The organism is Hungatella sp. L36 (genome assembly GCF_014288035.1).
Window position 1 is genome coordinate 40,105 of the sequence record NZ_JACOPC010000014.1, and the last position, 20,989, is coordinate 61,093.

The 20,989-nt window shown below is 50.9% G+C and carries 15 protein-coding genes; 4 read left to right on the forward strand and 11 right to left on the reverse strand.

Going from position 1 to position 20,989, the window contains the following annotated elements; translation table 11 throughout:
- Window positions 1-12: 12 nt before the first annotated feature.
- Genes H8S80_RS25595 through H8S80_RS25610 form a run of 4 tightly spaced genes read right to left on the reverse strand, consistent with a single transcriptional unit; the run spans window position 13 to window position 3,027 of the window.
- The gene (locus H8S80_RS25595) at window positions 13-621 is read right to left on the reverse strand and encodes an ABC transporter permease (protein ID WP_002605032.1); all 609 of its coding nucleotides are present in this window, start codon (window positions 619-621) and stop codon (window positions 13-15) included.
- Complete coding sequence (locus H8S80_RS25600) at window positions 614-1,387, reverse strand: ABC transporter ATP-binding protein (protein WP_117633494.1); 774 nt, start codon at window positions 1,385-1,387, stop codon at window positions 614-616. Before H8S80_RS25600 ends, H8S80_RS25595 begins: the two co-directional genes overlap by 8 nt.
- A gap of 15 nt (window positions 1,388-1,402) precedes the next feature.
- Complete coding sequence (locus tag H8S80_RS25605) at window positions 1,403-2,305, reverse strand: glycine betaine ABC transporter substrate-binding protein (protein ID WP_002605034.1); 903 nt, start codon at window positions 2,303-2,305, stop codon at window positions 1,403-1,405.
- Window positions 2,302-3,027: an ABC transporter permease gene (locus H8S80_RS25610; protein WP_243010386.1), complete on the reverse strand. Its 726-nt coding sequence runs from the start codon at window positions 3,025-3,027 to the stop codon at window positions 2,302-2,304. Before H8S80_RS25610 ends, H8S80_RS25605 begins: the two co-directional genes overlap by 4 nt.
- A gap of 89 nt (window positions 3,028-3,116) precedes the next feature.
- Here H8S80_RS25610 and H8S80_RS25615 point away from each other — a divergent pair, with 89 nt between their 5' ends.
- Genes H8S80_RS25615 through zwf form a run of 3 tightly spaced genes read left to right on the forward strand, consistent with a single transcriptional unit; the run spans window position 3,117 to window position 6,996 of the window.
- Window positions 3,117-4,106, forward strand: coding sequence for a lactonase family protein (locus tag H8S80_RS25615; protein WP_117633493.1), 990 nt, complete (start codon window positions 3,117-3,119; stop codon window positions 4,104-4,106).
- 51 nt (window positions 4,107-4,157) lie between these two features.
- Window positions 4,158-5,609 carry an NADP-dependent phosphogluconate dehydrogenase gene (gnd, locus tag H8S80_RS25620; protein WP_117633492.1) on the forward strand — a complete coding sequence of 484 codons (1,452 nt, stop codon included), beginning with the start codon at window positions 4,158-4,160 and terminating at the stop codon, window positions 5,607-5,609.
- Window positions 5,599-6,996 (forward strand): glucose-6-phosphate dehydrogenase, encoded by a 1,398-nt coding sequence (gene zwf, locus H8S80_RS25625; protein WP_117633491.1) that lies wholly within the window; start codon window positions 5,599-5,601, stop codon window positions 6,994-6,996. Before gnd ends, zwf begins: the two co-directional genes overlap by 11 nt.
- 74 nt (window positions 6,997-7,070) lie before the next feature.
- Here zwf and H8S80_RS25630 read toward each other — a convergent pair whose 3' ends face one another.
- The 7 genes from H8S80_RS25630 to H8S80_RS25660 all read right to left on the reverse strand — a co-directional run bounded on the left by H8S80_RS25630 (window position 7,071) and on the right by H8S80_RS25660 (window position 17,411).
- Complete coding sequence (locus tag H8S80_RS25630; RefSeq protein ID WP_117633490.1) at window positions 7,071-8,945, reverse strand: glycoside hydrolase family 2 protein; 1,875 nt, start codon at window positions 8,943-8,945, stop codon at window positions 7,071-7,073.
- A 31-nt stretch (window positions 8,946-8,976) separates the two neighbouring features.
- Window positions 8,977-9,816: a carbohydrate ABC transporter permease gene (locus tag H8S80_RS25635; protein WP_117633489.1), complete on the reverse strand. Its 840-nt coding sequence runs from the start codon at window positions 9,814-9,816 to the stop codon at window positions 8,977-8,979.
- Window positions 9,800-10,735: a carbohydrate ABC transporter permease gene (locus H8S80_RS25640; RefSeq protein WP_002605041.1), complete on the reverse strand. Its 936-nt coding sequence runs from the start codon at window positions 10,733-10,735 to the stop codon at window positions 9,800-9,802. The genes H8S80_RS25635 and H8S80_RS25640 overlap by 17 nt, the downstream gene beginning before the upstream one ends.
- Before the next feature lie 121 nt (window positions 10,736-10,856).
- Window positions 10,857-12,212: an ABC transporter substrate-binding protein gene (locus H8S80_RS25645; RefSeq protein WP_002605042.1), complete on the reverse strand. Its 1,356-nt coding sequence runs from the start codon at window positions 12,210-12,212 to the stop codon at window positions 10,857-10,859.
- 445 nt (window positions 12,213-12,657) lie between these two features.
- Window positions 12,658-15,501 (reverse strand): DUF8487 domain-containing protein, encoded by a 2,844-nt coding sequence (locus H8S80_RS25650; protein WP_117633488.1) that lies wholly within the window; start codon window positions 15,499-15,501, stop codon window positions 12,658-12,660.
- A gap of 131 nt (window positions 15,502-15,632) precedes the next feature.
- Window positions 15,633-16,505, reverse strand: a complete 873-nt coding sequence (locus tag H8S80_RS34900; protein WP_117633487.1) for an AraC family transcriptional regulator — start codon at window positions 16,503-16,505, stop codon at window positions 15,633-15,635.
- A gap of 24 nt (window positions 16,506-16,529) precedes the next feature.
- The gene (locus H8S80_RS25660) at window positions 16,530-17,411 is read right to left on the reverse strand and encodes an AraC family transcriptional regulator (RefSeq protein WP_243008036.1); all 882 of its coding nucleotides are present in this window, start codon (window positions 17,409-17,411) and stop codon (window positions 16,530-16,532) included.
- A gap of 131 nt (window positions 17,412-17,542) precedes the next feature.
- Between H8S80_RS25660 and H8S80_RS25665 the strand changes: the two genes are divergently transcribed.
- Entirely contained in the window at window positions 17,543-20,815 is a 3,273-nt protein-coding gene (locus tag H8S80_RS25665; RefSeq protein WP_117633486.1) for a tetratricopeptide repeat protein, read from the forward strand.
- The last annotated feature ends 174 nt before the right edge of the window (window positions 20,816-20,989 follow it).

A 20,989-nucleotide genomic window follows, 5' to 3' on the forward strand; every position in this document is an offset into this window, starting at 1 on the left:
GCACGCCGCCGTCTAAAGTCTCCTCTCAATCCGCTCCAGCCCTGCATTTAGCGCGATGGCCAGCCCTGCGGACAACACGGTTCCCCAGAGTATTTTCACCACGTTCAGCGTCCGGAGGCCGTCAAAAAGGATTGTGCCCAGACCGCCGGCGTTGATGGTAGCCGCGATCGTGGCGATTCCGGTAGTCGAGACAATGGCGAGGCGGATTCCTGTAAAGATGGACCGTTTTGCCAGAGGCAGGCGGATCTTTAACAGGATCTGCATGGTCGTCATCCCCATTCCTGCGGCCGCCTCAATGATGGCGGAATCGACGCCGTTTAAGCCTGCCGTAAAATTGCGCAGGAGCAGGTACTGGTTATAAAGCGTAAGTACAATCAAAGCCGTTTTCGTTCCCAGCCCTGTCACGGGAATCAGCATGGCGAACATGGCCAGACTCGGGATCGAATAGACTACGGAAAACAGATGGACCAGGGCATTCGACACGGTCTTATAATACATGGCGCAGACGGTCAGCACGGCCGCCAGCACCAGAGAAAGCACCAGCGTGACGCCGACCAGTACCAGATGCTGGCCCAGCGCCCCATACAGTTTCTCGGGATATTTTAACGCATATTCAATCAATGGTCATCCTCCAGAATTCTTCCTGCTCCCTGGCCGATCGGATCAGGGAGGCCACAAAGTCATCCGCCGGATTCTTCACGATACGGGCGGGAGTATCGAACTGCCTGACCGTTCCCTCATTCATCACAATCACGCGGCTTCCCAGCTTGAACGCCTCGTTGATATCGTGAGTCACGAACAGGAAGGTCCTCTTAAGCCCTCCGTGGATTCGAAGAAGCTCATCCTGCAGCTTCATGCGCGTGATCGCGTCGATCGCTCCGAACGGCTCATCCAGAAGCATAATCTTCGGATTCACCGCCAGCGCCCGGGCCAGCCCCACACGCTGCTGCTGGCCGCCGGACAGTTGGGATGGATACCGGTTTTTGAACTCCTCCGGAAGGAGTCCCACCAGGTTAAGGAGCTCATCCACCCGCTCGACGGTCTGTTTCTTATCCCAGTTGAGCAGTTTGGGAACCACGGAGATGTTATCCGCTATGGTCATGTGAGGAAAAAGGCCGATCTGCTGTATGACGTAACCGATCCGTCTGCGCACCTTTACCACATCCACCGTGGATATGTCCTCGCCAAACAGAAATATCTTTCCGCCTGTCGGCTCATATAAGCGGTTTACCATCTTCAGAAGAGTGGTTTTTCCGCTTCCAGATGATCCGAGAATCGTTATAAACTCGCCTTCTTCGATGGTCAGGCTGACCTGATCCACCGAAGGAAGGGCGGCATTGTCAAATTGTTTCGTTACATTCTGAAATTCAATGGCAGTCTGAGACATGAGTCCCTCCTCTCCTTACTTAATCGTATCGTAATATTCCCGGGCGACTTCCTCATACTCCCGTTTGTCCACATCTACCTCTGCATTCAGCGCGGTAACCGTATCCGTGTCCAGAGATGCGCTGATCTTATTTAAGATATCCGCAATCTCGGGATTCTTTGCGAGTGTGTCGTCACGGACCACCGGAGCCAGATTATACGGAGGCCACACCTGTTTGTCGTCTTCCAAAAGCATAAACTTGTCCTTCTCTGCCAGCTGCCCTTCCGTCGTATAGGCAGGCGCCACATCGGCTTCTCCATTTAAAAGCACCTCATACTTCAAGCCGCCGTCATATACACGGCTGGATTTCCAGTCAAAAGTGCCGTACTTATTTTCCAGCGCCGGGAGGCCATCCTCTCTCGCATCAAATTCACCCTGAGAGGCAAAGCGCAGTTCCGGAGCATGCTCCTGTAAATCAGAAATGGTGCTGATCCCCAGCTGTTTTGCCACATCCGTCCGGATCACCAGTCCCTGTCCGTCGTTCGCCTTCGAATAATCCAGCCATGTCACGCTGAAACGCTTCTCATATTCATCCTTAACCGTCCGGTATACTTCCTCCGGATCCGTTATCATGTCCATCTGTAAAATCGAAAGCAGACCAGTTCCCGTGTACTCCGGATACAGATCAATCTCATTATTAATCAGGGATGTATGAACGACCGATCCCGCGATATCCTGTTTTCTTTCCACCTTATAACCGGCATTCTCCAGGGCCAGCGCATAGATTTCCGAGACCACCAGGCTCTCAGTGAAATCTTTGGAGCCCACCCGGATGGTCTCCCCTCCGGAAGCGGATCCCCCGCACGCGGTCAGTCCTGCCGCCATCACGCCGGCAAGAGCCAGGGCAGCTATTTTCTTGATTCTATTCTGTGTTTTCATATGATTCCTCTCTTTCTCTCTCTTATATTCCTTCTGCGCGGCGCCGTCCTAAGATACGGCGTCAGCATTTTTTCGATTCCATCCAGAATCGCTCCCGATGCAAGGGACAGCAGAGCCACGGAGATGCCTCCCACCAGAAGCAGATCCAGGCGGTTTAAGCCCAGGCCGGTAAATATCAGGCCGCCAAGCCCGCCCGCTCCGATCTTAGCCGCAAGGGCGGCACTGGCCACGATCTCGATCATGGCGGTCTTCACACCGGTCATGATGAGGGGAAATGCCATCGGAAACTTCACGCGGAACATCACCTGCTTTTCTGTCATTCCCAATCCTCTCGCCGTTTCCAGCATAAAATCCGGCACTTCCGTCAACCCTGTAACTGTATTGAGCAGTATGGGCGGAACCGCCAGCAATACCAGCGCTGCCAGAGCCGGTTTCACTCCTGTTCCCAGCAATGGAATCAGCAGAATCAGGATCGCCAGGCTGGGAACGATACGCAGGGTCTGAAATGTCCCAACCAGCCATTTTTCCAGCTTTGGAGTGCGGACACAGACATATCCTATGGATATTCCCAGAAGCACGGATATGGCCAGCGCCATGAGACTGATCACCACGTGCTCCCGGAGCACGGTAAGATAGTCTCCCATATGACTGCCAAAATACTCCCAAATGAGTGATATCGTATTAATCTCCTCCTTTCCCATCGAAATTATAGGAAAAACCATTGACATCCTTAACTGTAATCATTATAATAACAGTTAGAAACTGTAACTATTTTTATTACATATTTTATTATAAGTCAGGAGGCAAAAGTTTGCAAGTACAAAATGGTTATCTCGGAACATACTTCTCTGCGCAAAGTGACGGTATTTACCGTTTTCAGTTTGATTCTGATACGGGTATCATAACCGGACCGGAATTGTATTATACAGCACCCGATTCCAAATACCTGTCCCTATATCACGGGCAGCTCGCCTCCCCCATCGTAAAAGACGGGAAAGCTGGTGTTTGCCTTATTGATACCGCAGGAGAGCGCCCGCGGCTGACAGGCGAATTATTCGAGGAGACAGGAAGCGCCTGTTACGTCATTCAGGATGACGCATTTATCTATACGGCTAATTACCATGAGGGCAGCATCCTCATTTACCGGAAAGAACCTGGCGGCATCACCCTTTACAAACGCATAGAGACCGGATATAAAGCCGGCTGTCACCAGATTCTGTTTCATGGCCGCATTATGATGGTTCCCTGCCTTCTTCGTGACCGGATCCTGCTGTTCGATATGGACCGCGACTTTGCAGAAGCCGGTTCCATCACGTTCCCGAAGGGCACCGGCCCAAGACACGGCGTCTTCGACCAGGCCCGCAAACGTTTTTTCCTCGTCAGCGAACTCTCCAATGAATTGTTCCTGTACGAGGCCGGAGACGGCCCCCAGTTCACATTAAAGAGCGTACAAAAGCTGCTTCCGGAGGGCAGAGTCTGGTCTCCGGCCGCCATATCCGCGGCCATCCGCCTCTCTCCCGATGAACGCTTTCTCTATCTGTCAACCCGGCACGCGGACCTCATCACCGTTTACCGGCTGCATGGCTTTGAGGCGGAAATGATTCAGCAGACGGAAAGCGGCGGCAGCTATCCCAGAGATTTCATAATCACCGGTGGCAGTAAATTTCTGCTCGCAGTCAACCGCTATGAAGGCGGCCTGGTAAGCTTCCGGCTGGATCCTGACACCGGCATGCTTACCGAACTATGTTCCAGAGTCCCTGCTCCCGAGGCCGTGTCCGTGGTCCTGGCCCCGCCGGTCTAAGCGAATCCGTCACCTGTTGCTGACATTTTAAAAAGAAAGGAACGTACATCTATGAAAGAAAATTTAAAGAAGACAGAATCCACTCCCGAGCTTTTGGACATCGGCCTGATCGGCCTGTCCGTCATGGGGCGCAGCCTCGCCCTGAACATGGCTGATCACGGCTTCCTGGTGGCGGGCTATAACCGCAGTCCTGAAGTCACGCAGAAGGTCATGGAAGAACATCCGCATCATAATCTGATCCCATTTTTCAGTCTGCCCGAACTGGTTTCCGCCCTTCGAAGGCCCCGAAAGATCATGCTGATGATTCAGGCCGGCGCGCCCGTGGATGCCGTGATCGATCAGCTGATTCCGCTTCTGGATGAAGGTGATTTTATCATGGACGGCGGTAATTCCTATTTTGAAGACACGAACCGCCGCGCGGCGCTGCTGAAAGAAAAGGGGCTGCGCTACCTCGGCGTCGGTATATCCGGAGGGGAGGAAGGCGCGCGGTTCGGCCCTTCCATCATGCCCGGCGGTTCCCGTGAAGCCTATGAATCGGTTCATCAGATCCTCGAAACCATTGCCGCTAAGGCAAAAAATGAACCATGCTGCGCCTATATTGGCCCTGAGGGCGCCGGACATTACGTAAAAATGGTTCATAACGGCATCGAATACGCCGACATGCAGCTGATCGCCGAATCCTGCCTCCTGCTCAAGTACGCCGGCGGCTTTACCAACCGGGAGCTGGCGGACATCTACCGCACCTGGAACGAGGGAGAACTGCACAGCTATCTCATCGGAATCACCGCCGACATTTTCCTCGAAGCCGACGACATGGCTGACGGGGATATCATCGATCATATTCTCGACAGTGCGGGACAGAAGGGAACGGGCCGCTGGGCCAGCATCGAATCCCTGAAACAGGGCGTCGATATCTCCATGATCACCGCTGCCTGCAATGCCCGCGTCATGTCAAACCATCTGGAGCGGCGCCAAAAAGCATCTTCCCTCATCCATTCCCCAGCCGTCACGGCCGTCGAAGACAAGCAGGCTTTTGCAGAAATGGTCCGCGAGGCGCTCTATACGGGTAAAATCATCGCATACGCCCAGGGATTCTCGCTGATGCAGGATGCCTCCCACCGTTTTGGCTGGAATTTAGACCTCGGCACCATCGCTTCCATCTTCCGCGCCGGCTGCATTATTCAGGCCGAGTTTTTAAACGACATTACCAAAGCCTTTTTAAAGGATCCGGAGCTGGAGAGTCTGATCTTCGACGACTTCTTCTTATCCCGTATCAACCGGTACCAGGAGAATTTAAGGAAGACCACAGGCCTGGCCGTCTCCTCTGGTCTGCCTGTTCCGGCATTCTTTAACGCAGTTTCGTATTTAGACAGCTTCCGCGCGAAGGCGTCCGGAGCAAATTTGATTCAGGCGCAGCGCGACTTCTTCGGCGCACATACCTTTGAGCGCACTGACAGGAAAGGCATATTCCATCACGAATGGAGGGCCGGCCATGAAGTATGACACCTGCATTACCATCTTCGGCGGTACCGGCGATTTGACCTTTCGCAAGCTGCTTCCGGCTCTGTATACCATGAGCCGGACCAGGAAGCTGCCCGCCCGCAGCAAAATCCTTCTGATCGGCCGCCGTGATTACGATACCGCCTCCTATACCGCCCTGGCCCGGGACTGGATCCGCAGATTCTCCCGCCTCCCCTATTCGGAGGAGTCCTTTGCAGACTTTGCCCGGCATCTGGAGTATTACCGGATGGATTTTTCCGACGGGACGGCCTATGAAGGACTGGAACAATCGTATGAGGCAATGCAGGCGGCGTCCCATATCTTCTATCTTGCCGTCGCCCCCCGCTTTTTTTCCGTCATTGCGGCGGGTCTGAAGACGTTTTCCAATTTAAAAGAAGGAAAAATCATCATTGAAAAGCCGTTCGGAGAAACACTTTCCTCGGCGAAAGAGTTAAACCGCCAGCTGGAATCGTGCTTTGGCCCGGAAAACATCTACCGCATCGACCATTATCTCGGCAAAGAAATGATACGAAACATACAGACAATCCGTTTTTCCAACCCGGTCTTCGCAAATGCCTGGAACGGGGAAATGATCGAAGCAGTGGAAATCTCCGCGCTGGAGGACGTGGGGGTGGAAAACCGCGGCGGCTATTACGATGCCAGCGGAGCCCTCAAGGACATGGTGCAGAACCATCTGTTTCAGATACTGTCCATTCTGGCAATGGAACGGCCCGGCGCATTTACAAGCGAGGAGATGCACGCGCGGCAGCTGGAGGTCTTAAGGGCACTTAAGCTGGTGACGCCGGAAGATCTGGAGCAGTCCCTCATCCTGGGACAGTACGACGGTTACCGAAGCGAACCTCTGGTATCCCCGGAATCCGGTACGGAGACCTATGCCTGTATGCGTCTCTTTATCGACAATGACCGCTGGAACGGGACGCCCTTCTATATCCGCACCGGCAAGAAGACCGGACTGCGTGAAACCGAGGTGGCAGTCATCTTCCGCCGCCCCAATCCCGAAACAGAGCCCGATATTCTTCTGATCAAGATTCAGCCGACGGAAGGCATCTATCTCCGGTTCAACATCAAACGGCCGGGCGATTCAGAAGAGGTAATGACCGCCAGCATGGATTTCTGTCAGAACTGTATTTTAGAAAATCAGGTCAATACACCGGAGGCCTACGAACGGCTCCTCACCGCCTGCATCAAAGGCGAGCGTTCCTGGTTTTCCCAGTGGGATCAGATCGAGATCAGCTGGAACTACATTGAACAGCTAAAACAGCTTGCGGCCTCCCGGAATCTGCCGCTGTACCCCTATCTCCCCGGAACCCGCGGCCCCAGGGAGGCGGAAATGCTCTTAAACACCTTTGGCCACCACTGGCTGGAATAAGGAGGCCATGGTACAGTTCACAAAAGAAGAAATGGAGAAAGAAGCCATCAGATGGCCTCTTTCTCCATTTCCCCTTACTTAACCCGTTCGCCATTTGGCCGGAATATTTCAATTCTTTCTTCTGCCCCGATCCCTTTCAAAGGCACACACCACCGGTCTCCCGGCTTCAGATCCGGAATATCAAGCATCTGTGTCCCGATTCTCATCCGGTATCCTTTTACCTCATAGCAGGGAAGAGTATCCCGGCATATCAGAGTAATCTCACCCTCCTGGACGGATACCTCTACCGGAGCATACTCTCTTTGCACCGCGTAATAGGAAGGCTTCGGCTCTCCCTTAAGCCCGGCGGAACCATGAACCCGCTTCTTCCATTTTCCTTCACCGTCTTCCCCCATCTGGGTCCGGTAGTCATTCAGGCAGAAATAAATGGTTCCTGCAATACTCGGATAGCTCCTATAGCACTTTAATTTTTCCAGGAAAATCTCTTCTCTTCGTTTGTCTCCCCCCGAAAAGGCTGGTTCGCACAGGCCAAATTCAGACGGTATGACCGGTTTATCCGGATTGGCAGCAACAATACGGTCCCATTCTCCATACTGATCCAGATCTCCGTGCCAGGTTCCGATGTAATCATTGACCATCATGATATCCCCGTGTGCAGTTCCGTCCAGCGCGGGAGCTTTGAAAATCGAGTTAGAGACGTAGTTTGCCGGCCTGTCCGGATCCATACGGTGGGTATAAGCCACTGCATCCTTGATGTACTGGATCGTTTCCTCCGCCTGGCCATCCAGCTCATTTCCGACACCCCACGCAAAAACAGAGGGATGATTCCGGTGAGCACTTACCATTTCCTGAAGCTGTTCCTTAAATATTTTCCACTGCTGCTCCCCTGCTACGGAAGGAGTCGCCCCCCAGAAGGGAACCTCCTCCTGCACCAGCATACCATGCCGGTCACACCAGTCATACACCCAATCATCCTGCTGCCAGTGAAAGCGGGTGAGGATACTGTTGGATTCCTTCAGGCAGAGCAGCATTTTTTCAAGCGCTTCTTTGGGTTCTGCCATTCCACATGCGGGGTCTGAGCCCGGCATCCACTCCGTACCGGCGAGACGGACCGGCTCTCCATTCAGTATAATCTGGCTGCCCCTCACATGAATGTCCCGGAAACCGAAGACAATGGACTGCCGGTCTGTAACAGCGCCCTCCGCCTTCAGCACCAGCTTCAGCGTATAGAGGCTGGGACTGTCGAAATGCCAAAATCTTATAGAATCCAGAAGTCTCCCGGAAATCTCTGCCTGGCTTCCCCTGCATACCTCGCAGCCCTCGGTCTTCAGGGTCTCTGCACCATCGCAGCCCTCGTACAGCTCCCATTCCAGAGTATGCTGCTCAGACGTACTCCCATTAATTCCGGCCTTTAAGCCAAATACGGCGCTGCCTCCGTCCTGGCGGCAGTCACTTACCGTAATCACAGGCCTGGCCGTCACCTGGGGACTGGTCAGGAAACTTCCGCCCGTAACCAGCAGTTCCACCGGCCGGATCAGACCTCCGTCATTCGCCCAGTCGAAGCTCCTTTCATAAGGAAGCATGTCAGGAGAGAAACGATTGTCCGCCTTCACCGAAAGCAGATTCTCCTCCCCGAACTTCAGATAATCCGTAAGCTCTGCCGCAAACGGCGTATAACCGGAGTTCTGGTGGCAGACCACTTCCTCGCCGTTCAGCCAGACACAGGCGTCATGATAGACCGCGTGAAACAGTATCTGTACTCTCTTATTCTTCCAGTCCTCTTCCGGGATAAAGGTATAACCATACCACCCGGTTCCCCAGTAATCCTCTGTCCCTTCCTCCACATTCCACGTATGAGGAACCGACACTTCTGCCGCCTGTTCCGGACAGATCATTTCCTCTCCCAGATTGAACTTCCAGTTTTTTAAGCTTTTTCTTTCCAATGCCATAATTTTTGCTCCTTATATTATAATGTTCCCACTACCCTTTTACCGCGCCTGCCGCTATTCCTTTAATAAATGTTTTGGAACAGAGGCTGAAGATCACGATCATGGGCAGAACAGACAGCGCCAGTGCGCACATGATGGCGCCATAGTCGCTTCTGAAGGAATTGGACAGGTTATTTACCATCAGCGGAATCGTGAAGAGTTCCTGTTTGTTAATCATGATAACCGGCAGCACGTAATTGTTCCAGGACCATAGAAATACCAGTGTGGAGAGTGTAAGAATCCCCGGCTTCACACAGGGAACAACGAGCCTGAAAAAGATGCCCGGCTCCGAACAGCCGTCCAGCCGTCCCGATTCCAGGAGTTCATCCGGTACTCCGTCACTGATAAACTGAGTCATGAGAAACACGCCCAGCGGATGAGCCGCCCATGTGAAGATCAGCGGAAGCAGCGTACTGGAAAGCCGCAGCGTTCTCATTTCCAGCATGTAGCCGATCAGTGAAATCTGTCCGGGTATCATCATAATAGCCATGACAAACCCAAAGATGATTTTTTTCCCTTTGAAATTATACTTTGCAAGGGCGAAGCCAATCATCGTGGAAATGAGCACACTGATCGCTACTGAACAGACAGAAACGATGATAGAGTTTAAATACGCCTGAAAATACCCCTTCGAGATGACCATGCGAAGATTATTCAGCAGATAGCTGCTCGGCAGAATCGGCATTGCCTTAAATATATCTTCACTGTAATAGGTACCCATGATAAATACGATGTAGAGCGGGAAAAACATGATCAGTGTCATAAAAATCAGAAGGAGCTGTTTTACAACGGAACCTATACGTCTTCTTGCTTTATTATTCACCTTTCCCATCCTTTCCCCTGCTGAGTCTGAAGCCAACCACAGAAAACAGCATGATTATGACAAACAGTGTGTAGGCCATGGCGGAACCGTACCCCAGTCTGGAATCCTGACTGAATGCGTCATTAAAGAATTTCCATACGGTAGTAAGAGCCGTGTGGCCAGGGCCTCCGGTCTGCCCGTTCCCCAGAGAAGCCCATCCGCTGAATAAAAGCTTTGGTTCCTCAAACATCTGCAGGCCGCCGATCAGGGATGTGATAATTAAGAATCTGGTCGTATTGCGCAGCATGGGCACGGTAATCTTTGTAAATATCTTAAAATTACTGGCTCCGTCTACAGCCGCGGCCTCGTATACCTCTGACGAAATGGACGTCATCGCCGCCAGATAAATGGTCATGTAGTATCCCAGATACCGCCACACAATCATGATCACTATAATTACTTTAGAAGCGATCTCACTTCCAAGCCAGAAAAACGGCTCGTTTAAAGCCCCCAGCCAGATCAACAGCTTATTTACGTATCCCGACTGCCAGTCGAATAAGTAAGAAAAGATGAAGCCGATTGCCACAGGCGTTGTAATATACGGGAAAAAGTTTACGGTTTGATAGATTCTCTTGCCCCGCCCAATATCAAAGAGCAGATAGGCAACGCCTAAACCAAGCAGCACGGTAATGGGAGTGGAAAACGCCATTAAAATAATCGTATTTCCAAGAGATTTGAGAAACAGAGGGTCTTTGGTAAACAGATCCAGGTAATTCTTTATTCCCACAAAGGTCTTTGCCCCGAAACCATTCCAGTCATAAAAGCTGATTTTCAGAGAATACAGCATGGGAAACATGCTAAACAGAAAATAGGCAGACAGAAAGGGAAGGCAAAATAGATAAGGCCATTTACCCGCTTTATGCAGGGCACTTTTTTTCTTTTTATTCATGATTGGCTCCAATCTGTGCATTTTACATTTTGCTCCTGTTTGAACGATTACCAGTATACTGGCATGAGCCGCCGTGATAATCAGGAAAGCTGCCATTCCCGGCAGCTTTCCCTTAATCGTTCTATTTTAAGGTCGCGCCCGGAATCAGTGTCTGGGTCTCTGTTTTCAGTATTTCCAGAGCCTGATCCGCTGTCATGGATGAATTGGCAGTCATCTGGGCAGCCACACTTCTCAGAGCGGTCTTCACATTCGCCTCATGCTTGGTCTGAACCTGGCCCTGAGTCGTAACGGCGATTGTATTGATAAAGTAATCAGCCAGCTTCTGGCCGCCGAAGAAATCATCATACTGTCCTTTTTCTGAGAAGAAATAGGAATTCTCATCTTCATATGGCGCCTTGAAGCCTGTCATGAAGCCATACTGCTCGTATGCTTCCTTCACACCGTCTCCTGTACAGTAGACTTCCTGGATATACTCCCATGCAGCTTCTTTATTTTTACTTCCTGAATAAATACTTACCGATGTGCCGCCGTATGTATATCCATCTCCCGGAGCCTTGGTCAGTCCCCAGTTACCGGAACCATTGGGATCGTTGCTGGCAATTCCCCACTTTACACTCCATGGAGCGCAGGGGTAGAACATAATCTCTCCCGATGAATAGCTGTTATTGTATGCCGGTGTATTATCCTCCTGTTTTCCCAGAAGTCCCGCCTGGTTAAACCGGGCTGCCGTTTCCAGAACGGATTGATACCGTCCTGTAAGGTCCACCGTATCTCCATCAATATAATTGCTTACATTCTGATTCACTAAAATACCATTCAGAAAAATCGTCATTCCAGGGAATATCGTTACCTTGCCGCCGCTCTTTTCCTTGATCTGCTCACCAACTTCAAATACCTTGTCCCAGTCGGAAATCATGGCGCTTATTTCGTCCGGATCATCCGTTCCCAAATATTCCTTGGCCAGATCCCTGCGGTATGCAAAACCGCTCGGACAGATCTGCTGTTCCACGCCGTACAGTTCACCGTTTGGCCCTGCTCCCAGCTGGGTAACAAAGTCAAACATCTCATCCGCTTTTACATTGTACGGTTCTTTATAGAGGTCATCCAGAATACCTAAATCGAACACTTTTCCTCTGTAACCGATCTCACTCAATATAATGTCGGGGGCGCCGCTTCCGCTGGCCAGAGCGCTCTGCAGCTTCTGGAAGTAATCGTCTGTCGAGACTACCAGTGTATCAAAATTTACATTTGGATGGCGCTCATGATACCACTCCGTCATATGAGTCAGATGAGCTTCGTCCCAGTCCCAGATGGTCAGAGTCACTTCCTCCCCGTCTCCGCCCCTGGTATCAGATAATGTACTTTCTTCCGCAGCCGTCGTTTTTTTACTGTCACCACTGTCAGAGCTTTTGCAGCCGCTGAGAGACGTCATCACCATGGCCGCTGTAAGCAAAATAGCAAACATTCTTTTCTTCATAACAATTACTCCTTTCCTTCTCCTCGTTCCGAGCACTTAGAGGCCGCATTCTGGTCTCTTACGTGCGATACATGCCGCTGTCACTCTTCAGGTGCCCTTTGGACGCTTAGTGCAGCGGCTTGTAAAGCCTGTCAACAGTTACCATTTTTTTAATTTTTGCTGAACCCCTGAAGGCTCCTGCCTGCTTTTAATAAAACAAGTATATCATCATTTATGCACAACAGAAATGATGTATATTTCCTTTTGATGGATTATTTTACACTGCTCCATTTTTTAAAAGTGTCATTTATTCGTCATTCTGCTTATTTATAAGATATTTTTCTTACTATTTTAGCATTATAAACGATCGTGTTCCCCCTCTTTGCACGAATCACCACAATCAGAAAAGGGCCATCTCCCATAATCCGGGAGACAGCCCTTTTCCACTAAATACCGCGTACTATATTTATCTTACCAGTTCCTCAATGATCTCCGCCTCCATACTCTGTTCAGGATCAAATCTTTCTGAGTCCATATAACGGTAAATGGCAGACAGAAGCGCCCTCGCTTCGGGGTACTGCTGCAGCTCCTGCAGTCCCAGAGAAGAAAGCATCAGTTTTCCGTTCCCGCAGCGGCATTCCATCAGCTGGATCATGGGACGCATATAGGCATAGCTGTCCATCTCCGTGATAATCGCCTTCATCGGCTGAGGCAGAATGACCGCCCTCTGGCCGGCCATCGGCCACCACTGCCAGTTTGTATGAAATTCCGTAGGGAATTCCTCAAATAGAGGGTGTTTCTCATCAATGAGCTGCCCCATGCCGCCCTCCTGAGCGGCGAAATTACCGACAGACCAGAAGTCTGTAGTAAACTGAGCCCGAATGGAGTGGGGCAGATTCTCTTCTCTGGAAGGCGGTGTCAGGTACACACGCCCGCCTGCCTCCAAAACTTCTTTCGCCCTGCTGTCCAGACGCTCTGTCTCATAGACGGATTCAGGACACACTGGATTTTCGGCAGGATAAACCCATACCGGATATGTATTGCTCATCTCTCCAATCCTTACGGTCAAATCGAGGCGGGCTGCTTTTTTAACCATATTCAGCGGAATTTCCAATGTCCCGGCATGGCTCAGCTCTCCCATCCGGCAGTCAGCCTCAGGCAGAGTCCCTTCTACTGAGATTCCGCTTCCTTTTAACTCATATGCCGGTCTTTCACAGATATCCTTTTTGCCGAAATTTGCCGCCAGAATGTCCGCCTTCAGCACTTCGTCCGCGCAGTATGTATATTTTTCCATCTGTACCAGAGGAAGCTGGTCTCTGAAGAAGGACTGGAACAGCTCCGGTCTGGCAAAGGGATATGGCTTGGGCTGCATATGGGAATTCATCATGCCTACAAGCGCCGTCCCCTGTCCCGGGAAATCCTGAAGCCCCAGGAGCGAAATCCCGGACAGCTCTTTCGTGCGCATGGCTGCTTCTATCTCCTCCCGGTATCCAATGCGGGAAAGCTCCCCCGATGCCTCCACATACCGTTTCCACACAGGGGAAAGCCCCAGCATGTCCGCTTTTTCCTGGATTATACGGAAATTTGCCGGATCAGAAATTCCCTGGAAAGCGGTCAGCTCCTCAAAATCCGGAAGAACCTCAAACTGCCCCACCTCAAAGCTGAACACAGGCTTTTGGAATGTCTGCCGCAGTTTCTCCATCGAAGCGTCATAATTAGTTCTGGTATTGGGGTACTGATTATTAATATATCCGCGGATACGCCCGGTCTTCTTCTGCGGCTCTGCTTCTCCTGCAAAGGTTCCGCGCAGAGGCGCCTCAAAATAGGACTGGGATGTATAGAAGCCGCTGTCCGGATCACAGCCAATTCTTCCATAATGTACGTTGGATCCGTTCGCGTACAGCCGCGTGCTGTCCAAAGCGCGCGCCTGCTCCAGCATACGGCTCATCCGCTCACGCCCCGTCTCGCCGGTACACAGCTCATTGCCAAAGGTAAGCATGACAAAGGAGGGATGATTGGCCAGCCAGAGGATCGTCAGGGCAAGCTCCTGCTGGTAATAGGAAAAGCTCTCCCCGGACTCAAAGGCGTCATTGGGATTCCAGTGGGACAGTTCCGGCTGCATCATCATACCGAGCCGGTCAGCCGCCGCAAACGCCGCTTCCGATGGGCAGTGAGAGTGGAAACGGACGCAGTTAATTCCATAAGCCTTGTAAGTATTCAGAATGTCCGTCCATTCATTTTCCGTCATAGGCGTATATCCGGTTTCCGGGAATTCCGCGCAGTTTGCCTCGCTTCGCAGGAAAATGGTTCTCCCATTCAGAGCGAGCCTTCCCTTTCCATTATCCCCGAAATCCCGCACACCAAAGGTCACCCTTTTTTCTACATCTCCGGTCAGAAGTGCCGACAGTTCATATAAGTTTCCTTCATATTCATCCCAGCGTTTTACATGTTCAGCGAGGGGAAGTCCCTCTATTCTGATCTCATTCATGCCTTCCGATAACGTGACGGGAGTGGTAATACACGTCTCCGCCAGAGCTTCGGACCGAATCGTCAGCGTCCCATGCCATGCACCGTCCGCCTCCGGCATACCCGTGCCTTCCTCCATACCGGCACCGTTCGCCGTGCCGGAACCGTCCGCCATTCCCGAACGGTCTGCCGTACCGGATCCATCCTCCATTCCCGTGCCAGCCCTCAGCCCCATCCCACTCACAGACAGATCGGCTGCCACCGTAAGGGTCTGCTGCACAGGGTATACCCGCAGCGACGATAAAAAGACCTCTTTTTCTGTGCGAAGCCTCACGTATCCCAGAACTCCGTTCCAGTTTGTCTGTGTCTCGTCCGTGGCCGCCGAGGAAAATACAATGGCATCATGGGGCAGTCCGGGATAGCTGTTATCCGAAACAAGGGTCAGCTCTGTATCCTCACCCAGCATTCCCGTCACCTCAAACACCTGAGGCGTATTGATGGAGGCCGGAATAAAATGAGGCACCTCATTGCCATCCACCAGCAATTTCAGGCAGCGTGAGCGCTCCGCCTCCAGAAAGACCCGTTCCCCATCCTCCTGCTTAAAGGATATTCTGCGGGAAAAAAGCGCCTCTCCTTCATACGTATACTTTCTGGTAAAACGCGTGGCTATGGGCGCATCGGGATTAAACCCTCCGCCGCCATTCTCTGCGTCAGAATGCCACTGATTCAGCCCCAGATCCTTATGCCCCAGCCTGTTTTCATCCAACGTTCCCGGCAGTCTGATATCCCCCTCTGTTCCGTCGCTTAAAACCGCTTTCCAATTCCCCTCTAATGAATAATACATGTCCCGCTCCTTCTGCTGAAATACTTAAGCCTTTTTCTGTAACTGCTGCAACTGTTTTTACTATACTATAAACAAAAGCAGAAGTATTTCCTAATGTTGCGGAATTTGTTTCAAAAAAATGCGGTTATTCCCTACGCCATGCTGTTGCGGTACTCCGTAGGTGTAATCCCCATTTTCTTCTTAAAAGCCGTGCAGAACGCGCTCTCACTGGGAAAGCCCGCGTCCAGGCCAATATCCTTAACCGAAAGGCCGGTGTTCTTCAGCATATACTTTGCCGCGCTGATTCTGATATTTACGATGTATTCGTGAGGCGTAAAACTGGTATAGCTCTTAAACATGCGGATAAAGTGGTACTGGCTGAGCATCGCCTGTTCGGCCAGCGTCTGAATCGTAATTTTTCCGGTAAAATGCTCATTGATATAAGAAATTACATTTTCCATTCCAATGGAATCCCCGTCCCACACGGAGACTCTCCCAACCTTCCTGGATCCGGGCCGCTCCGCCTGATCCAGGAGAAGAGCGGTCCAGATGTCGGTCAGCTGCTTGGACAACAGCGCCTCACGTATGGGCCTTCCCTCTGCAAAGGTCTGATAAATGGCTGTCATCTTATTCAGCACAGGATAATCATCGACAAGCGTAAAAATATTACCCAGATAAGACACCGTCAGATCGTAATACGCCCTGGCCATTTGCCCGTCAAAATGACACCAGATGCTCTCCCATCCCGTGTCTGAGTAATAGGCATGAGGGCGGTAACAGTCCAGGAGGACAAAGCTGCCCATACCGGCCGTCTGCTTTTTCCCCTCATATTCCAGTATAAACTGCCCTTTTTGTACGTACATCAGCAAATAGCTGTCGTAGGAGGTCCTGCGCAGCTCATAATGGGGTTCATAAATAAAGTGTCCGGTGCATATTGGATAGAAAAATGTATTTCGCGCCACCGCACTGGGAGAATAAACAAAATATTCCGATTCCGGCGCGATCCGGTTTTCGTTTACTTTCACGCAGCATTCCTCCCTCCAGACCCGTCATTCTTTATAATGAAAATAGTCGCTGTTTTTATATTCCTTCGGCGACATCCCCACTACATTTTTAAATACACGGGAAAAATAATACTGGTCTGAGTACCCCAGATTCTGAGCCACTTCATAGATGTACATGTCGGTGGTGCGAAGCATGGCACACGCCTTTTTCATCTTCAGATGTATAAAGAAGTCCAGAGGCGCATGGCGGGTATATTTCTGAAAAATAGAATTCAGATAACTCCTGGACAGCTCAAATTCATCCACGATCATCTTAAGCGTAAGATTTTCATTCAAATGCCTGTACATATACCGGATCACATTGGTCACGTGCCGGTTCTGTTCCTGGGTCGAATTGTGCTTTTCCCGGTCGTAGGTCTCCGCCAGAATCAGGGACAGAACCTGTGAAATATAGATGAAATTGCCCAGAGTATAGTTCGCCTCCAGAACCCGGAACAGCAGCTCAAACAGAAACAGCATGCGGTTCGTAGCATTCTGAGAATTCAGTTTTACCACACGATACTCCATCAGGGGGAAATACTGGACGTCCTCTCCCTTAAAATGCACCCACAATATACTCCATGGATCTTCCTCACACGCATAGTAACAGTGTCCCGTAAACTGCGGAATACAGAACGCCTCATTTTCATGGAGCACATATTTGCTGCCCGCTACTTCAATGGTACCACTGCCCTCCGTGCAGTAAATGAAGATAAATTCTTCAATTCCATCTCTTCTCTCCCGGTAATGGTGCGCCGCACAGGGGAAAAATCCCACATCGGTCAGATACATTCTTCTTACCTGAGGATGCTCCACATAATCCCGGAAGGATTCCGTAGGAAGCACAAACATCCGCTCTCCCTTAAACCCGTCTCTTTTCCATCCCATAAAATTATCCATGAATCGAGAATATCATATTTGCGGAATATTGTCCATCTTTATTCATGATAAGGCATTTCTATTTCTATTTTTGCCATGATAAAATAACGGTATAATAAAGTAGAAAGAGGGATTCATTTATGGCAAAACATGTAAGAATCTGGGAGGAGGATTGTATCATCCCTACCTATTCGATGGCTCCTCCGGAAAAAAGTCCTTTATTTATTGAAAAAAGAGCTTATCAGGGAAGCACAGGCAAGGTATATCCCCTGCCTGTCACTGAAAAAGTATTGGACGATAAAAAGGATGTATCCTATCGTGCTGTATATCTGGAAAACGAATATCTAAAGGTCTGTGTGCTTCCTGAACTGGGCGGCAGAATCCAGAGGGCCTATGATAAGACGAACGGGTACGATTTTGTCTATTACAATCATGTGATCAAACCCGCCCTCGTCGGGCTCACCGGACCATGGATCTCCGGCGGAATCGAGTTTAACTGGCCCCAGCATCACAGGCCATCCACCTACTCACCAGTCGATTATACATTTACCTCCAATGACGACGGTTCCTGCACCATATATGTCGGTGAGACGGACAAGATGTATGGCACAAAAGGGATGGCCGCTATCTCCCTTTATCCAGGAAAGGCCTACATTGAAATCAAAGGCCAGCTTTATAATCATACGGATCTTCCCCAGACCTTTTTGTGGTGGGCAAATCCCGCGGTTCCGGTTAATGATGATACGTTTTCTGTCTTTCCTCCTGATGTTCATGCCGTCATGGACCATGGAAAACGGGCTGTTTCCACATTTCCCATCGCCACCGGTGAGTATTACAAATGCGACTATTCCGCAGGAGTGGACATCTCCCGCTATAAGAATGTAAAGGTTCCGACATCCTACATGGCCGCTCACTCCGATTATGATTTTATCGGAAATTACGATGAGAATCTGGAAGCGGGACTGCTCCACGTCGCGGATCACCATGTCTCTCCGGGTAAAAAACAGTGGACCTGGGGAAACGGCGACTTCGGCCGTACCTGGGACAGGAATTTAACGGAAACCGACGGACCCTATATTGAGCTGATGACCGGCGTATTCACCGACAATCAGCCTGATTTTACATGGCTGAAGCCTCACGAGGAAAAGGCTTTTGTACAGTATTTCATGCCCTATAAAGGGGTGGGACGGGTAGGAAACGCCACCAGAGAGGCAGCCGTAAGCCTGTCTGAAGGCACGGATGGGACTGCCGTTCTAAAAGTTTACACGACCGGTGTATATGAACAGGCAAAAATCCAGGTTACACAGAAAAATCCCCGGGCCCTTCTTTATGAGAACACCGCAGACTTAAGCCCGGAAACAAGCTACGCAGCTTCCTTCCCCGCGCCGGACAGGCTGAGCGGCTGCACCGTGACGGTTTCCTGCGGGAATAAAGTATTAGTGGAATACACCGTCTATGAGAAACAGCCCGAGCCGATACCAGAGCCAGCGGAACCGATGAAATCCCCGGAGGAAATGAAGTCCACGGAAGAGCTGTATCTGGCCGGGACTCATTTGGAGCAGTACCGTCACGCCACCTTTGAACCTGCGGATTATTATCTGGAGGGGCTGAAAAGGGATTCCACGGATATCCGTCTGAACAACAGCTACGGTCTTCTGCTCTATAAGAGAGGACGCATCAAAGACAGCATCCCTTATTTCCGGGCTGCCATTAAAAAGCAGACGTGGAAGAATCCGAATCCCTATTCGGGAGAGTGCTGGTTTAACCTGGGTCTGGCCCTGATGGCCGACGGACAGAAGGAAGAGGCTTACGATGCCTTCTATAAGGCCACCTGGAGTGCGGAAACACAAAGCTCCGCCTTTTACTGGCTGGCCTGTCTGGCCTCGGAGAAGGGGGCGTACGAGGATGCACTGGATTTTGCCTCTAAGTCCATGCTCAGAAACTGGCATAATATGAAGGCCCGATCCTTAAAAGCGGCTCTCCTCCGTAAGCTCGGACTGGATCCCTCCGCCCTGTTAAAGGAAAGTCTTGAGATCGATCCGCTTTATATGAGCTGTCTTTATGAACAGGCTGTATATGACGGCCGTTTTGACTACTGGAAAGAAAAGATGCGCGGAGAATCCCACAATTACCTGGAGGTCTCCCTGGACTATGTAAATGCCGGCTTCTATGAGGATGCGCTCTGTGTTCTCAATGCCTGCAAAGACAGCAATCCCATGTGTCAGTACTATCAGGGCTATATCCATACCAGACTGAACGATCCGGATAAAGCCATATCCTGCTTCACCCAGGCGGAAGCGGCCTCGCCGGACTACTGTTTCCCCAATCGTGTGGAGGAAATACGTATTCTGGAAACAGCGGTCGGGTTACTGCCTGAGGCGCCCATGGCTCACTACTACCTTGGAAACCTGTTATACGATAAGAAACAGTATGAATCCGCAATCGCACACTGGGAGAAAGCCGTAGAACAGAAAGACGGTTTAGCCTTAGCCCACCGGAATCTGGCCATTGCCTGCTATAACAAGCTGCAGGATGGGGCCAGGGCTGAAAAGGAGATGAAAACGGCCTGCGCCATTGATCCTGATTATCCTCGTTTTCTGTTGGAATACGACCAGCTGGCGGCCAGACTGAACCAGTCTAACACAGAGAGGCTGGAACGGCTGGAGTCCCACCCTGATCTGGTCCATGACCGGGACGATTTGTATCTGCGCTATATTACCCTGCTGAACTGCACCGGGAAATGGGAAACTGCCCTGGATGCGCTCTGTACCCACCGTTTCCATCCATGGGAAGGCGGAGAAGGAAAGGCAAGCGCCCAGTACCGTTATGCGCTGATCCGGCTGGCTCACCGGGAGCTGGAGGCAGGACGCCCTCACGATGCCCTGACCTGTTTGACGGCGACGCTCTCCTATCCGGAAAACCTGGGTGAGGGAAAGCTGCCCAACGTGCCTGACAATGAAGCCCACTATTACATGGGAATCGCTTACCGTCAAATGAAAGAAGAAGAAAAAGCCACTGAGTATTTTCTCCTGGCCGCCTCGGGTCCTCAGGAACCGGGAAGCGTACTATACTATAACGATCAGCCTTCAGACTTTATTTTCTACCAGGGTCTGGCAAATCTTGAGCTGGGACGGCCCGAAGCCGCCAGAAAGGCATTCCATCAGCTGATCTTTTATGGAGAAAAACATTTATTTGATGAGGCAGCCTATGACTTTTTTGCCGTATCCCTTCCTGAAATTGAGGTTTTCCAGGATAATATCCAGCTGCGCAGCACACAGTACTGCAATTATCTGCGGGCGCTCGGAGCTCTGGGACTGGGTGAAAAGGAGAAAGCAGCCGGACTCTTCCGGGGACTGCTGGAGAAACAGGCTGACTATCAGGGCGCACTGGCCCTGCTTGACAGAGTGAAATAGGCAAAAAAAGAGAGTGTCACACCAACGATATCGGCTGATGTGACACTCTCTTTATTGCAACGCACAGAAAAGCATTTCCACGTACAGCTTTCTGCACAGGCAAGAAAAATCGGACCCTTTCACGTAAAGCAGAAAAAGCAAAATCCGAACCTGCTGTTAAAAAGTTCAGCACAA

Coding starts and splice junctions, on each gene's coding strand:
- H8S80_RS25660 (WP_243008036.1), bottom strand. CDS start 17,411: ATGGGATGGAAAAGAGACGGGTTTAAGGGAGAGCGGATGTTTGTGCTT.
- H8S80_RS25610 (WP_243010386.1), bottom strand. CDS start 3,027: ATGGTTTTTCCTATAATTTCGATGGGAAAGGAGGAGATTAATACGATA.
- H8S80_RS25665 (WP_117633486.1), top strand. CDS start 17,543: ATGGCAAAACATGTAAGAATCTGGGAGGAGGATTGTATCATCCCTACC.
- H8S80_RS25600 (WP_117633494.1), bottom strand. CDS start 1,387: ATGTCTCAGACTGCCATTGAATTTCAGAATGTAACGAAACAATTTGAC.
- H8S80_RS25635 (WP_117633489.1), bottom strand. CDS start 9,816: ATGGGAAAGGTGAATAATAAAGCAAGAAGACGTATAGGTTCCGTTGTA.
- H8S80_RS25605 (WP_002605034.1), bottom strand. CDS start 2,305: ATGAAAACACAGAATAGAATCAAGAAAATAGCTGCCCTGGCTCTTGCC.
- H8S80_RS25640 (WP_002605041.1), bottom strand. CDS start 10,735: ATGAATAAAAAGAAAAAAAGTGCCCTGCATAAAGCGGGTAAATGGCCT.
- H8S80_RS25650 (WP_117633488.1), bottom strand. CDS start 15,501: ATGTATTATTCATTAGAGGGGAATTGGAAAGCGGTTTTAAGCGACGGA.
- H8S80_RS25645 (WP_002605042.1), bottom strand. CDS start 12,212: ATGAAGAAAAGAATGTTTGCTATTTTGCTTACAGCGGCCATGGTGATG.
- H8S80_RS25630 (WP_117633490.1), bottom strand. CDS start 8,945: ATGGCATTGGAAAGAAAAAGCTTAAAAAACTGGAAGTTCAATCTGGGA.
- zwf (WP_117633491.1), top strand. CDS start 5,599: ATGAAGTATGACACCTGCATTACCATCTTCGGCGGTACCGGCGATTTG.
- gnd (WP_117633492.1), top strand. CDS start 4,158: ATGAAAGAAAATTTAAAGAAGACAGAATCCACTCCCGAGCTTTTGGAC.